12 protein-coding genes are annotated in these 14,612 nt (G+C 74.6%); 7 read left to right on the top strand and 5 right to left on the bottom strand.

Going from position 1 to position 14,612, the window contains the following annotated elements; translation table 11 throughout:
• Window positions 1-25: 25 nt before the first annotated feature.
• Window positions 26-1,021 (bottom strand): PfkB family carbohydrate kinase, encoded by a 996-nt coding sequence (locus tag ACFYYB_RS01565; RefSeq protein ID WP_389432559.1) that lies wholly within the window; start codon window positions 1,019-1,021, stop codon window positions 26-28.
• On the bottom strand, window positions 1,018-1,674 hold the full coding sequence (locus ACFYYB_RS01570; RefSeq protein WP_389432561.1) for a bifunctional 4-hydroxy-2-oxoglutarate aldolase/2-dehydro-3-deoxy-phosphogluconate aldolase: 657 nt from the start codon (window positions 1,672-1,674) through the stop codon (window positions 1,018-1,020). The genes ACFYYB_RS01565 and ACFYYB_RS01570 overlap by 4 nt, the downstream gene beginning before the upstream one ends.
• A gap of 80 nt (window positions 1,675-1,754) precedes the next feature.
• Between ACFYYB_RS01570 and ACFYYB_RS01575 the strand changes: the two genes are divergently transcribed.
• Window positions 1,755-2,549 carry an IclR family transcriptional regulator gene (locus ACFYYB_RS01575; RefSeq protein WP_389432562.1) on the top strand — a complete coding sequence of 265 codons (795 nt, stop codon included), beginning with the start codon at window positions 1,755-1,757 and terminating at the stop codon, window positions 2,547-2,549.
• Between the two features lie 2 nt (window positions 2,550-2,551).
• On the opposite strand, the gene ACFYYB_RS01580 is transcribed toward ACFYYB_RS01575, so the two are convergent.
• Window positions 2,552-4,672 (bottom strand): tetratricopeptide repeat protein, encoded by a 2,121-nt coding sequence (locus tag ACFYYB_RS01580; protein WP_389432563.1) that lies wholly within the window; start codon window positions 4,670-4,672, stop codon window positions 2,552-2,554.
• A gap of 109 nt (window positions 4,673-4,781) precedes the next feature.
• Window positions 4,782-5,822: a S66 peptidase family protein gene (locus tag ACFYYB_RS01585; RefSeq protein ID WP_389432564.1), complete on the bottom strand. Its 1,041-nt coding sequence runs from the start codon at window positions 5,820-5,822 to the stop codon at window positions 4,782-4,784.
• Between the two features lie 98 nt (window positions 5,823-5,920).
• Between ACFYYB_RS01585 and ACFYYB_RS01590 the strand changes: the two genes are divergently transcribed.
• The 5 genes from ACFYYB_RS01590 (at window position 5,921) to ACFYYB_RS01610 (ending at window position 12,149) form a co-directional block, all read left to right on the top strand.
• Window positions 5,921-6,751 carry an alpha/beta fold hydrolase gene (locus ACFYYB_RS01590; RefSeq protein WP_389432566.1) on the top strand — a complete coding sequence of 277 codons (831 nt, stop codon included), beginning with the start codon at window positions 5,921-5,923 and terminating at the stop codon, window positions 6,749-6,751.
• A gap of 11 nt (window positions 6,752-6,762) precedes the next feature.
• Window positions 6,763-7,266, top strand: coding sequence for a helix-turn-helix domain-containing protein (locus tag ACFYYB_RS01595; protein ID WP_389432567.1), 504 nt, complete (start codon window positions 6,763-6,765; stop codon window positions 7,264-7,266).
• Window positions 7,259-7,660, top strand: a complete 402-nt coding sequence (locus tag ACFYYB_RS01600; RefSeq protein ID WP_389432569.1) for a DUF4180 domain-containing protein — start codon at window positions 7,259-7,261, stop codon at window positions 7,658-7,660. Before ACFYYB_RS01595 ends, ACFYYB_RS01600 begins: the two co-directional genes overlap by 8 nt.
• Window positions 7,661-7,736: 76 nt before the next feature.
• Complete coding sequence (locus tag ACFYYB_RS01605) at window positions 7,737-9,407, top strand: sigma-70 family RNA polymerase sigma factor (RefSeq protein ID WP_389432570.1); 1,671 nt, start codon at window positions 7,737-7,739, stop codon at window positions 9,405-9,407.
• A gap of 234 nt (window positions 9,408-9,641) precedes the next feature.
• On the top strand, window positions 9,642-12,149 hold the full coding sequence (locus ACFYYB_RS01610) for a Helicase associated domain protein (RefSeq protein WP_389432571.1): 2,508 nt from the start codon (window positions 9,642-9,644) through the stop codon (window positions 12,147-12,149).
• 48 nt (window positions 12,150-12,197) lie between these two features.
• Here ACFYYB_RS01610 and ACFYYB_RS01615 read toward each other — a convergent pair whose 3' ends face one another.
• Complete coding sequence (locus ACFYYB_RS01615; protein ID WP_389432572.1) at window positions 12,198-13,589, bottom strand: glutamate decarboxylase; 1,392 nt, start codon at window positions 13,587-13,589, stop codon at window positions 12,198-12,200.
• 133 nt (window positions 13,590-13,722) lie between these two features.
• Between ACFYYB_RS01615 and ACFYYB_RS01620 the strand changes: the two genes are divergently transcribed.
• Window positions 13,723-14,583: a PepSY domain-containing protein gene (locus tag ACFYYB_RS01620; protein ID WP_389432574.1), complete on the top strand. Its 861-nt coding sequence runs from the start codon at window positions 13,723-13,725 to the stop codon at window positions 14,581-14,583.
• The last annotated feature ends 29 nt before the right edge of the window (window positions 14,584-14,612 follow it).

Below are 14,612 nucleotides of genomic sequence, written 5' to 3' on the forward strand. Positions count from 1 at the left end.
GAACGACGCCCCCTGTCCACGCTGTTCATGCCTTCACCCGCCCCGTCCCGAGGATGTCCTCCCGGTGGGCCGCCGCCAGGGCGGCCGTCTCGGTGAAGTGCGGGATGCGTCCGGTGCCGCCGCGGCCGGACACGGAGAGGGAGGCGGCCGCCATCGCGTACGCCACGGAGTCCGCGAGGCTGTCGCCCAGGGCGAGCCGGGCGGTGGCGGTGCCGGTGAAGCAGTCCCCGGCGCCGGTCGCGTCGACCGGGTCCGGGTTGACCGGAACGGGGAGGTACGCCGCCCGCGTGCCGTCGTCCAGCAGCAGCCGGTCGGCGCCCGCGGTGACCGCGACGCCGCGGGCGCCCAGGGCCCGGAAGCGGGCGGCGGCCTCGGCCGGGTCGTCGGTGTCGACCATGGCCAGCGCGTCGGCCGGGCAGGAGGTCTTCAGCAGCCCGGTCAGCGGGGCGATGCGGGCCAGCAGGGTGCGCGCCTCGCCCCGACCGGTGAGCCGGGAGCGGAAGTTGGGGTCGTAGGAGAGGTGCCCGCCGGCTCCGTGCACGGTTTCGGCGGCCAGCAGGACGGCCTCGCGACTGCTCGGCGACAGGGCGCCGGTGATGCCGCTGGTGATGAGGGCCTTGGAGCCGGTCAGCAACTCCCGCCAGGACTCGACGTGTTCAACCGAGAGGGTGGAACCGGCGCTGCCGGTGCGCCAGTACACGAACTCGCGGTCGCCCTCGGTGTCGGCGGCCAGCAGATAGGCGCCGTTGGGGCGCGGGGAGCGGCGTACGTGGGAGACGTCCACGCCGAGTCCGGCGGCGCGGGCCAGCAGCGGGACGCTCAGCTCGTCCTCGCCGACGACGGCGAGCAGGGCGGTGCGGGCCCCGGCGGCGGCCGCCGCGGCCGCCGCGTTGAGGGCGTCCCCGGAGAAGGAGACGCGGGCGGGGGTGCCGTCGGCGGCGTCCCGCAGGGCCGTCTCGGCATGGATCTCGACGAGGACCTCACCCAGGACGAGGACGTCGTACGCCCCGAGCGCGCTCACGGCCGGCGCTCCGCGCCCGCGCAGGCGCCGCAGCAGGGCTGGGCGAGGTCGGCGAAGACGGCGGCCAGTTCGCCCGGGTCGGCGGGCAGGCCGCCGCCTATCCCGACGGCGGCGGCCCCGGCGGCGAGCCAGTCGCGGACCTCGCCCGGCGCGATCCCGCCGGTGGGGATGATCAGGGCGTCGGGGAGGACCGCCTTGAGGGAGCGGATGAACCGCGGGCCGCCCACGTGCGCGGGGAACACCTTCGCCGCGCCGCCGGACCGGACCGCGGAGGCGATCTCGCCGGGGGTGAAGCCGCCTTCGATGAAGACGGCCCCGCGCTCCAGGGCGACCTCGCGGACCTCGGGAGCCGGGTACGGGGAGATGAGGAAGGCGGCGCCCGCGTCGAGGGCGGTCCGGGCGGCCGCCGCGGTGGTGACGGTGCCGACTCCGATGAGGGCGGGCCGCCCTCGCGCGTCGGTGAGCGGCACGGCGCGGGCCACGGCCTCGGCCCAGCCGGGGGTGGAGGTGGTGAGTTCGACGGCGCGGCAGCCGGCGGCGAGCAGGGCGGTGGTGTGGCGGACGGCCTCGTCCGCGTCGGCGTTGCGCAGGACCGGCAGCAGGCGCTGCGCGGTGATGGCCGCATACGGGTGGCAGGACAAAGGATCCTCCATTTGTTCCACGTAGTGGAACTTGGTATCGTGTAACGGAACTCCTGACGCAGACCATACCCACCTTTGGAGACCCGTTGTCCATGGATGAAAGGCCGGAGAACACGGAGGGCGAAGGCACGGCCCGGGGCGGCCGGACCTCCACCGCGGGTTCGGCGCTGGAGAAGTCGATGCGGATCCTGGAGGCCGTGGCCGCGCCCGGCGGCCCGCACCGGCTCACCGATGTCATGGCGGCGGCGGCCGTGCCGAAGTCGAGCACCTTCCGCATCCTGGCCTCGCTGATCGAGCAGGGCTTCGTACGCTCCGAGGGCGAGAGCCGCTACGGCGTCGGCCCCCGGCTGCGCGCGCTGTCCGCCCTGGTCACCGGCGGGGAGCCGGCCAGCATCGAGCGGATCCTGCGGGAACTGCAGGAGGCCACCGGACAGGCGGTCCATCTCGCCCTGCACAGCGGGGAGACCATCACCTACATCCGGAAGCTGGAGAGCGAGCAGCCCTTCCAGACCGCCTCGCGGGTCGGCATGCGGATGCCGCTGCACACGACCGCGATCGGCAAGAGCATCCTGGCCGGGCTGCCCGCGGCCGAGGCTCGCGAGCTGGTCGCCGCGGCCGGGCTGCCGCGCCGCACCCCCCACACGCTCACGACGCGGCAGGAGCTGGAGGCGGAGCTGGAGCGGGTGCGGGAGCGGGGCTTCGCCCTGGACGACGAGGAGAACGAGGCGACCATCCGCTGCGTCGGCGCCGCGATCCTCGACGCCGGCGGCCGTCCGATCGGCGGTGTCAGCATCACCACCGTCACGTTCCTGGTCTCCCGCACGGAGATCGAGGCCTACGCGCCCGCCCTGCTCGCCGCCACCCGGGCCCTGGCCCCGTTGCTCTGAGCCTAGCGATCCGGCCGGGCTTGCGCCCGTGCCAGCAGCTCCCGGGCCGTCCGCAGGTGCCGGTGACCCGGTTCGAGGGCGGACCCGGCCCGCGCCAGGGCTCCGGTCAGCACCGCCGCCGCCTCGGCGGCCCGGTTCCGGGCGAGCAGGGCGCGGGCCCATTCCAGGTGGGAGTAGAACACGTGCGGGTGGTCCTCGCCGAGCACCCTGGTCCGGTCGGCGGCGAGTTCCGCCCAGGCCTGCGCGGCCTCGGCGGTGCGCCCGGCGCGGGCCGCCAGCGCCGCCAGGCTTCCCCGGACGGCGAGCGTGTGCGGATCGTCGGGCCCGATCCCCTCGGCGGCTTCGGCCTCGGCCAGCAGGTTCCGCAACTCGGCTTCCGCGTCGGCCGGTTCCCCCGGCCGGAACCAGATCAGGCTGCGCCGGGTCGCCAGCACCTGCGGGTGCCCGGCGCCCTGGACCCGCAGGCGGTCGGCGAGCAGCCCTTCCAACTGGCGGGCGGCCGCGCGGGGATCGCCGCCCTCCCCGGTGAAGTAGGCCAGCTGGTGCCGCGCCGCCAGGGTGTCCGGGTGATCGGGCCCCAGCACCTCCAGGGCGTCCACGAGCAGCTCCGTGAACTGGGAGGCTGCGGCCCGGTCGTTTCCGGACTCCCCTACGAAGAAGGCCAGTTGATGCCGGGCCGCCAGGGTGTCGGGGTGCCGGGTCCCGAGCCGGCCGGCCCGCCGGCGGGCGATCCCGGCGAGATCGGCGGCGGCCCGGCGCGGTTTCCCGGAGTCCCCGATGGCGATGGCGAGCGGCAGTTCGGCGCCGGGGACCCCGCCGCGCGAGGCGATCGCGAGGGCTTCGATGGCCCGCGCCAGGCGGCCGTCCTGATGGGCGACGAGCCCCATGTCGTAGGCGTCGGCGGGCTCCACCAGGGGCAGCAATCCGCGCCACAGGTGGTCGGGCACCGGAGCGCTGCCCGGCGCGGTCAACAGGTAGTCGAAGGCGGTGAATCCGGCCCCGAAGTTGCCGATGAGCAGCCCGCTCGTGGCGTAGGCGGCGGCGCAGGCCCAGTCCATCGCCTCGGCGAAGGGCTCGGGCTGGAGGTCCCCGCCGCCCCGGGCCGCCAGATAGGGGGCGTGCAGTTCGCGGAGCCACGCGCGGCTCACCGGGCGGCGCAGTCCGGCCCGGCGGCAGTCCACCGCCGCCGCGACCACGGCGGCGCCGCGCGGATTGGCGCCCGGGGCCCAGGCGTTCTCCCAGGCCGCCAGGAGTTCCGGTCCCGCCGCCAGCACCTCGGCGACCCCGAACCGCTCGCCGGCGCGCAGGGCTGCCCCGATGCGCGGGTCGCCCCGGTGGGCGGCGGCCCGGCCGCGCTCCGCCCTGGACCAGTGCCGGGGCAGCCTGATGACGGCCGCCCGGTGGAGCAGGTCGCGCTGGGCCCGCCAGGCGTCCCGGTCGGAGCCGGTGAGCCGGCTCTCCTCGCGGGCGTCGTAGCGCCGGTACTCCTCCACCCGCATCGTCGCGATCACCACCGCCGCACGCAGGGAGGCCAGTTGCGCGGTGCTGAGGCCGCCCGCGCCGAGGTGGTCCTCCAGGTCGTCCAGCCATAGCACGGCGCGGCGCCGGCGCCCGGCGATCCGTACCGCTTCGGGCAGTGCGGCGCGGGAGAGCGGCCGGACGAAGGCGTGCCGGGGGTAGCGGGTGCGGGCCACCTCGTAGGCGAGCCGTGTCTTGCCCGCCGTGGACTCCCCCACCACGAGGACGAAGCGGCTGCGCTCCAGGGCGGCGCGCAGTCCCGGTTCGGCGTCGCGCCGGATGTACGCGGGCGGGGCCGCGGGGGCCTCGGCCGGGTGGGCTCCGGCCAGTTCGGGGCGGTCCACCTGGCGCAGCAGCGGGATCCGGCCCGCCGCCGTGCGGAGCACCTCCCCGGCGGCCCGGGGGTCGGCGCCCTCCCCGGGAGGCCGCGTCAGCTCGGCGGCGAGTCCGGACAGCGTGGTGACGGCCGCCCCGATCCCGGCGGCCCAGGGCCCCGAGGTCCACACCGCCGCCAGCGCCACCGCACCTGCTCCGAGCCCTACCGAACCGAGGTATCCGGCCCAGCTCCTCGCCCGGCCGGATCCCCTCAAGAGCAACGCCGACATGCCGCCCCCAACACGTCCCGTGGGAGCCCCATTGTCACCCCGCACCCGGCCGGTGGAACCCCAACGGCGTTGACTCAGGCCGATGTTCGCCGGTACATGCGGATGTTCGTCAGTACGTGACGAAGACGCGGCGGGCCGGACCGTCCACCCGGACCCGGCCCCCGACGGGGATGACGACCTGCGGGTCGGTGTGCCCGAGGTCCACGTCGAAGACGGCCATGGTGCCGGGGGCGTACTCGCCGAGGGCCCGCAGGACCGCCTCGCGCTGCTCGCGGCGGTAGCGCTCCCGTTCCCCGGCCCCGTAGGGCTTCTCGAAGGACCAGCTCTTCGCCCGGCCCATCAGCAGGGCGGGGAACTGCCGGAGCAGTCCGCGCTCCCCCATGTTGCGCAGGATCCAGTAGACGTCCCGGGCGCTCGGCATGTCCTCCGAGGTCTCCAGGAAGAGCACCCCGCCGGCGAGCTCCTCGACGGGCCGCACGCGGTCGGCCATCAGGAGCCAGGAGATGATCTCCAGGTTGCCGCCCCAGCTGTTGCCCTCGACCACCCGGTCGCCCTGGTGCCAGGTCCAGCCCCCGGCCGGGTCCAGTTCCGGTGCGGCGTCGAAGGTGCGGGGGTCGTCCCAGGGTCCGTTGACGTCGCCGACGGCGTCGGCGGCGGTCAGCTCGTACTCGCCGGAGGTGAACAGCGCCGCCCGCAGGGACCGTTCGGTCAGCGGGTGCAGGGCGCCGGGCCGTCCGAGCTCGACCATCACCGAGCCCCCGTGGTACGCGACCAGTCCCAGGTCCCTCAGGTGCAGGAGCAGGTTGGTGTTGTCGCTGTAGCCGAAGAACGGCTTGGGGTGGGCGCGCAGGATGTCGGCGTCGAGGTGCGGGAGCACCGTGATCTGGTCGTCGCCGCCGATACTGGCGATCACCGCCTTGATGCCGGGGTCGGCGAAGGCCGCGTGGAGGTCGGCGGCCCGCTGCTGCGGGCTCGCCCCCATCTTCCGGGTCGTCGGGTACTCCACCGGCTCCAGTCCGAACTCCTCCCGGAGCCGCCTCAGACCCAGTTCGTAGGGCTGCGGGAAGAGCTCGGGCAGGCCCGCCGAAGGGGAGAGCACCGCGACGCGGTCTCCGGGGCGGGGCTTGGCGGGATAGCGGGGATCCGTCATCGGGTGATCATAGGAGCGGGACCGCCCCCGGCCGAAGCGGATTTCCCGGGGCACCCCACACCGCTCGGCGGATGCGGCGCCGTGGTCGAATCGGGGGCATGACCACCGAGTTGATCCACGTCAGCGACGGAGGCCGCATCTCCGCCGAGAAGGCCGGGAAAGGCCCCCCGCTCGTCCTGCTCCACGGAGCGGTCCACGACAGCCGCCTGTGGGACGGCGTCTTCGCCGCGCTGGCCGCGCACCACACCGTGGTGCGCTACGACGCCAGGGGCCACGGCCGCTCGACGCCCCCGACCGGGCCCTTCCGCTACGAGGACGACCTGCCGGCGCTCCTGGACCGGTTCGGCTTCCGGACCGCGGGGCTCGTCGGCTTGAGCATGGGCGGCGAGGTCGCGCTCGACTTCACCCTGGAACACCCGGAGCGGGTGCGGTCGTTGACGCTGATCGCGACGTCCGTCGGTGGGCACGAGTGGCCCCGCGACCCCGAGACGGACGCGTACGCCGCGGCGCGCCGCGGACCGGTCGGCAGCCGCATCGCCGAGCTGGAGCTCGGGCTCTGGGCGAACCTGGGCGAGCGGGCACCCGGTTTCGAGGTGATCGAGCCCATGGTGCGGGAGAACGCCGAAGCCGGAGCCGCCGCGGAGAAGGGGCACGCCCTCGACCCCGACGAGGTAGCGGTCGAGCGGCTGGACCGGATCCGGGTCCCGACGCTAGTCGTCGTCGGCGACCACGACCACCCCGAGATCGGCGTCATCGCCGGCCGGCTCGTGGGCGGCATCCCCGGTGCGCGGCTGGAGGTGGTCGCGGGCGCCGATCACTACCTGCCCCTGCGGAACCCCGGGCGACTCCTCGAACTCCTCCTCCCCCATCCTCGAACTCCGGACTCCGCAACCTTCCCTATAAGTCCGCAAGAGCACCTCTTAGGGTAGGATCCGGAGTCATGAGTGACGAAGGACGCGAGCTGTACTCGGTCGGCGAGGTCGCCGAGCTGCTCGGCCTGCACGTGCGGACGGTGCGGAACTACGTGCGCGACGGCCGGCTCAAGGCCGTCCGGATCGGCAAGCAGTACCGGATCAGCCGGGCGGACTTCGAGGCCCTGACGAGCCGCCCCGCCCCGGGCGCCGAGGATCCCTCCCCCACCGGTGAGGCGCCCCGGCGGCACGTGGAGGTGTCGAGCATCGTGCAGATCGACGCGATCGGCCCCGACGCGGCGAACCGGCTCGCGAACCTCGTCACGGCGAGCGCGCAGTCCCCCCGGGCCGCTCCGGCGGCGCTGCGCCTTCAGACGGTCTACGACAAGGAACGGGCCCGCATGAAGATCGTGATCCTCGGCGACGCCGCCACCACCGCCGATCTGCTGCACTTGGTCGACGGGGTGCTCGGCCCCGGCAACGGCATGGGAAACGACCTGGACGGCCACGCGGAGCCGGTGCACCGTGGCTGACCTCATCGTGGAACACCACGGCGTACCGGTCCTGGTCTGCGCCGCCGACGGCCCGACGGTCGCCACCGAGCAGGACGCGCTCGACCAGCTCATCGGCGGCGCCTTTTACCGGACCGACATCGTCGCCGTCCCGGTGGAACGACTGGACGCCGTCTTCTTCGACCTGCGCGGCGGCCTGGCCGGGGCGATCATGCAGAAGTTCGTGAACTACCGGGTCCGCCTGGTGGTCGTGGGTGATCTCTCTCACCATCTGGAGACCAGTGCGGCCCTGCGCGATCTCGTACGGGAGTCGAACCAGGGCCGCCACATCTGGTTCCTGCCCGACCTCGACGCCCTGGCCGCCCGGCTCGCCCCGGCCGGGGATAGCGCATCCGCGGAATCGTTCGGCGGATAAGCGTTATCGAAGTCCCCCTCGACGGTCTCCCAGGTATTGGGCATCATCGAGCGCCGGTACGGACAGGGACTTTTCTATGAGCACTCAGCACACGGCAGCGCTGGTCGCCGCGGCCCGCGCGGGCGATCCGCGCGCACAGGACGACCTGGTCAGCGCCTATCTGCCGCTGGTCTACAACATCGTCGGGCGGGCCCTGAACGGGTCCGTCGACGTGGACGACGTGGTCCAGGACACGATGCTGCGGGCACTCGACGGGCTGGGCGACCTGCGCGACGACCACAGCTTCCGGTCCTGGCTGGTCGCGATCGCCATGAACCGGGTGCGCGCCCACTGGCAGGCCCGCCGGAGCGCCCCCGGCGAAAGCGGCCTCGAAGCCGCCTGGGAGCTCGCCGATCCGGGCGCCGACTTCGTGGACCTGACCGTCGTACGGCTCCAGCTGGAGGGCCAGCGGCGCGAGACGGCCCGGGCCACGCGCTGGCTGGAGCCCGACGACCGGGCGCTGCTGTCCCTGTGGTGGCTCGAGTGCGCCGGGGAGCTGACGCGCGCGGAGATGGCGCAGGCGCTGGAGCTGTCCCCGCAGCACACGGCGGTACGGGTGCAGCGGATGAAGGCGCAGCTGGAGGCGGCCCGCGTGGTGGAGCGGGCGCTGGGCGCCCAGCCGCCCTGCGAGGACCTGCGGGCGATGGCCGCGAGCTGGGACGGCCTGCCCTCGGCGCTGTGGCGCAAGCGAATAGCCCGGCACGCCCGCGAGTGCCTGCGCTGCGCCGGGCTGTGGAACGGCCTGGTCCCGGCCGAAGGACTGCTGGCCGGGCTGGCGCTGCTGCCGGTGTCGGTGGCGCTGCTCGCGGGCGTACGGGCCGCCCTGGACTCCGGCTTCGCCTCCGCGGGCCTGGCCACGACCGCTTCGGGCGCGGCGTACGGCGGGGACGCGGCCGGTGGTGGGGGCGGGGCTGGGGCCGGGAACGCGGGCGAAGCGCGCTTCGCCGTCACGGACGCCCCCGGGGACGGGCGCGCCTCGCTGCGCAAGCGGCGGCGCACCCGCGGCCGGCGCCGGGTCATCGGCGGCGCGGTGCTCGCCGCCTGTGTCGTGGGAGGCGGGCTGACCTACCTCGGCACCCGGCCCGGCACCGGCTCCGTCGAGGCGCCCGCGGCCGCGCTCGTGGCACCGGAATCGGGGGCCGCGCTGCCCCCGGAGCCGGCCTCCCCCACCCCGAGCCCCTCGGTGTCCGCCTCTCCGAGCACCTCGCCGAGCCCCAGCGCGAGCCCGAGCCCGAGCCCGACGCCGAGCCCGACCCCCACGCCCACCCCGAAGCCCAGCCCGAAGTCCACCCCGCCGAAGAAGCCCGCTCCCGCCCCGCCGGGCGGCAGCACCGCCGCCCAGGTGATCTCCCTGGTCAACTCCGAGCGCGCGAAGGCCGGCTGCGGGCCGCTCAAGGAGGACGCGCAGCTGCGTACGGCCGCCCAGGGGCACTCCGACGACATGGCGCGGCGGGACTTCTTCGCGCACACCAACCCGGACGGCGCGGACCCGGGCAAGCGGACCACCGCCGCCGGATACCGCTGGTCCACCTACGGGGAGAACATCGCGATGGGCCAGCGGACCGCGGCCCAGGTGATGGATTCCTGGATGAAGAGCCAGGGCCACCGGGAGAACATCCTCAACTGCTCCTTCAAGGACATCGGCGTCGGCATCCACCAGGGCGCGGGCGGCCCGTGGTGGACGCAGAACTTCGGCGCCCGGCTGTAGGGACCTCCCGGCCCGGCTGCGCACAGGGGGCCGGGCCCGCCTCCCGGCCCGGCTCCGAAGGGGGAGCCCGGGAGCCCGGCCCGCCTCCCGCTCCATCTCCCTGACCGCCTCCCGCTCTGCTCCGCCGCGCTCCACCACACCCCGCCTACGCGATCCGCCCACAATGATTCAAAATGGGGGCAAGATAGGAGCTGGAAGCAAACCGGCAGATCATGTCGGTAGATCACGGTGGAGGTGGAGCGCATCAGCAGGCAGAAGCTCCGTCCGCACCAGCGCGAGGCCGTCGACGCCGCCGTACGGGCGCTGGAACTGCCCGCCGGGCGCAGGGTCCCACGCACCGGGCTCCGTACGCAGGTCATCATGGCGACGGGCTCCGGCAAGTCGTTGGTCGCCGTGCACACGGCCGAGGAACTGCGGGCCGGCCGGGTGCTGGTGCTGGTTCCCTCGCTGGACCTCCTCGTGCAGACCGCCGCGGCCTGGCGCGAGGGCGGCCGGACCGGCCGCTCCTTCGCCGTGTGTTCGCTGAGCGGCGAGGACGCGGGGGTGCCCACCACCACCGACCCGGCCGAACTGGCCGACTGGGCCGGCCCGCCCGTCGACCGGGTGACGGTGTACGCCACGTACGCCTCGCTGGGCCTCGGCACCATCGAACGCGCGCACCTCGAGGGCCTGCCCGGCTGGGACCTGATCGTGGTCGACGAGGCGCACCGGACCTCGGGACGCATCGGCAAGCCCTGGGCGGTGGTGCACGACAACGTCCGGATCCCCTCGGTCCGCCGCCTGTACATGACGGCCACGCCCCGGGTCTGGCAGGACGGCGAGGACCCCGAGCCCGCCGGGAGCGAGGAGCCCGCGGAGGGCTCCGACCGGCCGGAGGGCGTCCGCGGCCGCGGCGACCTGGTGGCCTCCATGGAGGACGATCCGGACGGGCCGTTCGGCGCGCGCTGCTACACCCTGACCCTCTCGGAGGCCGTCGACCGGGGCATCTGCGCGCCCTACCGGGTGGTCTGCGTGGACGTCAGCGATCCGGAGTTCCAGGCGGCCGTGCTGCTCGGACCGGACGGACGCTCCGACGCCGTGCGCGGGGTGCGGCTCGCGGCGCTCCAGACGGCGCTGATGACGGCGGCCGTGCAGCAGGGGTTCCGGCGCACCCTGGTCTTCCACCACCTGACCAAGGAGGCCGAGGCCTTCGCGGCCGGTCTGCCGGCGGTCGCCGCCCGGCTGCGCGCCACGAGTTGGGCCCCGCGGCCCGTGCACCCCCGTACCGTCTGGGCGGACTGGCTGTGCGGGCAGCACACGGCGGCGCACCGACGCCGGGTACTGGCCGCCTTCGCGGACGACCGGGTCGCGGACAAGGCCTTCCTCGGCAGCGTCCGGGTGCTGGGCGAGGGCGTGGACACCAAGGAGTGCGACTCGGTCTTCTGGGCCGACGTACGGGGTTCCATGCCCGACCTGGTGCAGGCCGTCGGCCGGGCACTGCGCATCCGGCCCGGGGAGGGCAAGGTCGCCTCCCTCGTGGTGCCGGTGCTGCTGGGACCCGGCGAGTCCCCCGAGACGATGCTGACCTCACGGGCGTACGGGGACCTCGCGCGGCTGCTGGAGGCGCTACGGGCCCACGACACCCGGCTGGTGGAGTCCCTGGCGCAGCCCCAGGCCCCGAGCCGGCGCGCGGCTCCGGGTGCGGCGGAGTCCGTGGGCGGCTCCGGCCTGCGGGGCGGCGCGGAGTCCCTGCTGAGCTTCTCCACCCCGCGCGACCCGGCGCTGCTGGCCGCCTTCGTCCGGCTGCGCGTCCTGCACCCGGAGCACGAGCACTGGCGTCGCGGTGTGGAGGCCGCCCGGATCTACGCCGGGCTCGCCGGGGACCTGAAGGTGCCGTTCGCGTTCAAGGTGCCCGAGGGCGCGGGGGCGGACGCGGTCGCCCCCGGGGACCGGGAAGCCGGGGCTCCGTGGCCGCCGGGGCTGACCCGGTTCCCGCTCGGCCAGTGGATCGCGGACGCCCGGCGCACGTACCGCCGCGGGGCGCTCGGCCACCGCCGGGTGGCGCAGCTCGACGAACTGGGCATGGTGTGGAGCCACTTCGACGTGGCGTTCGAGGAGGGGCTCGCGGCGGCGGGCGGCTGGGCGGCCGAGCACGGTCACCTGCTGCCTCCGGTGGACGCCACCTGGCGCGGCGCCCCGGTCGGGGTCTGGGTCAAGAACCAGCGGGCGGCGGCCCGCCGGGAGGGCCCCGGCGCCCTGTCCGAGGAGCGCCGGGAGGCCCTGGAGGCCATCGACGCCTCCTGGTGTCCGTCCTGGGATATCTCCTGGCAGCGGGCCTTCCACCTGACCCGGGTCCACCTGGACGCGGGCGGCCGGCTCCCGGCGCGCCCCGGGGAGGCCGTGGTCCAGGGCGAGGACCTCGGCGTGTGGCTGCGCGGGCAGCGCGCGGCCTGGGAGCGCCTGGCCTGGGCCCAGCGCTGGCTGCTGGAGCACACCCTCGGGGTGACCCCGGCCGAGGGCGCGGACCGGCCGAAGCCCCGGATCGCGCACGCGGACGCGTGGGCCGCGCACCTGGAGGCGGCCCGGCGGTTCCACGAGCGCGAGCGGCACCTGCGGGTGCCCCGTACGCACGTGGAGCGGGTCGGCGACCGGGACCTGCGCCTCGGTTCCTGGATCGCCAACCAGCGCTCCCGCGCCGCGTCCCTGGCCCCGGAGCGGACGGCGGCGCTGACGGAGCTGGGGATGCGCTGGGCGGCGTCCTGAGGGCCGGGCGGTGCCGGGGCCGGGCTCAGTGGTGGAAGCCCGCCGGGCTCAGTGGTGGAAGCCCGACCGGGGCGGCGCCGCGGGCACCGGCTGCGGGTGCGCGACCAAGTGGTCCACGGCGCCCCGCAGGTCGGTGACGAGCAGCGCGATCTGGTCCCGGGTCACCCCGTGCCGGATCAGGACCCGCTGGATGACCGTGTCGTCGCGTTCGGCGGGCAGGGGGTACGAGGGCACCTGCCAGCCGCGCATCCGGAGCCGGTCGGAGAGGTCGTAGAGGGTGAAGCCCGCTCCCTCCGGGTCGGTGAGCCGGTAGGAGACGGCGGGCAGCGCGCCCTGGCCGTCGTAGAGGAGGGTGAAGGGGCCGATGGTCTCGATCTCCCGGGCCAGGTACTGGGCGGTGTCGGCGCAGGCCTGCTGGACCCGGCGGTAGCCGCCCCGGCCCAGCCGCAGGAACAGGTAGTACTGGGCGATGATCTCGCCGCCCGGCCGGGAGAAGTTCAGGGCGAAGGTGGGCATGTCCCCGCCGAGGTAGTCCACGGAGAAGACCAGGTCGGCCGGGAGCAGATCGGCGGTGCGCCAGACGATCCAGCCGACGCCCAGCGGGGCGAGGCCGTACTTGTGCCCGGAGGTGTTGACGGAGGCCACGCGCGGCAGCCGGAAGTCCCAGACCACGTCGGGGTGGAGGAAGGGGGCCACGAAACCGCCGCTGGCGGCGTCCACGTGAATCGGCACGTCCCAGCCGTGCTCGGCCTGGATCCGGTCGAGTTCGGCGGCGATCTCGGCGACGGGCTCGTAGACGCAGGTGTAGGTGACCCCGAGGATGGCGACGACGCCGATGGTGTTCTCGTCGACGTTCGCGGCGAGCTGCTCGGGGCTCAGACCGGTGGCTCCGGGCAACAGGGGAAGCTGGCGGAGCTCCACGTCGAAGTACCGCGCGAACTTCTCCCAGCAGACCTGGACCGGCCCGCACACCAGGTTCGGCCGGTCGGTGGGCAGGCCGGCGGCGCGGCGGCGCTCGCGCCAGCGCCACTTGAGGGCGAGGCCGCCGAGCATGGCGGCCTCGCTGGAGCCGGTGGTGGAGCAGCCGGTGCCGGTGGTGCCGGCGGGGGCGTTCCACAGGTCGGCCAGGATGTTGACGCAGCGGGACTCGATCTCGGCCGTCTGCGGGTACTCGTCCTTGTCGATCATGTTCTTGTCGAGGCACTCGTTCATCAGCCGGTGGACCCCGTCGTCCGACCAGGTGGTGCAGAAGGTGGCCAGGTTCTGGGCGGCGTTGCCGTCGAGGAGCAGCTCGTTGTGGAGGAGCTGGTAGACCACCTCGGAGGGCGAGTGGTCTTCGGGCATCCGGTTCTTGGGGAGGATCTCGCCGCTGAGGGTGGACGCGAACACGTCCGTCTCGGCGTCGCGGGCACGCAGGTCCTTCGTCTCATGGAGAGCCATATCGGGACTATAACGGGATGAACTAGAACAGATCATCCTGAAGCGGTCTTCAGAATGCTTCAGGGAGGGTTCAGGAGGGCCCTTGAGAGTGGAGTCATCACCAGCCGGTGAGACAGCCGCTCGGGAGGGCCCCATGAACGTCCGTACGACCGTCACCGCGAAGAGCCCCGCCGACGCGAAGGGACCCGGCGGCGCGAGGACCGCGGCCGGCGCGAAGACCGGGGCCTCCACCCGCCGGCGTCGGCTGCCGGCCGCCGGCCTCGCGGCCGGGGCCCTCCTCCTCTCGCTCACCGCCTGCGGAGGCGCGGGTTCCGACCCCGGCGTGGACAAGGCCCGCGCCGCCGGCGACGCGGCCCCGGCCGCCGCCGCCTCGACCGCACCCGAGTCCCCCGCGTCGGCTCCGGAGCCGACCCCCGCCCCGGCCGAACAGGGCGGCCCGAAGGCCCCCCGCGCCCAGGCCATGGCGACCGCCGAGAACTGGGTGCCCGGCGGCCGGATCACGGACGTGGAGCTGGAGACCGAGGACGGCGCCCAGGTCTGGGAGATCGACGTCATGACCGCCGAGCCGCGCGTGCACCACCTCACGGTGGACGCGACCACGGGCGCGCTGCTGGGCGACCGCGCCGACCGGATGCCCGACCGCGCCCGCCGGCACCTGGAGATCCCGCTGGCCAAACTGGCCGCCGCGAGCGTGGACCGCGAGGACGCCGTCCGCACCGCCGTGGCCACGGCGGGCGCGGGCTTCGTCTCCGAACTGTCCATCGAGGGCACCGAGATCAGGCCGCTGTGGCGGATCGAGGTCAGCGACGGCTCCGTCCGGCACGAGATCGACATCGACGCGAAGACGGGCGAGGCGGCCCGCCACCAGAAGGAGGAGAAGGAACGGCGCGAGGTCCGCGACCGCTCCGGCCGCCCCTCCGAGCAGGAGATCCGCGACCGCTCCGGCAACCTCGGCCAGGACCACTACGACTGGTCGCAGCACGCCCGCCACTGAGAGCATCCCTCACCAATAGGTAGGATCCG

The organism is Streptomyces sp. NPDC002886 (assembly GCF_042888445.1).
Classification (GTDB): domain Bacteria; phylum Actinomycetota; class Actinomycetes; order Streptomycetales; family Streptomycetaceae; genus Streptomyces.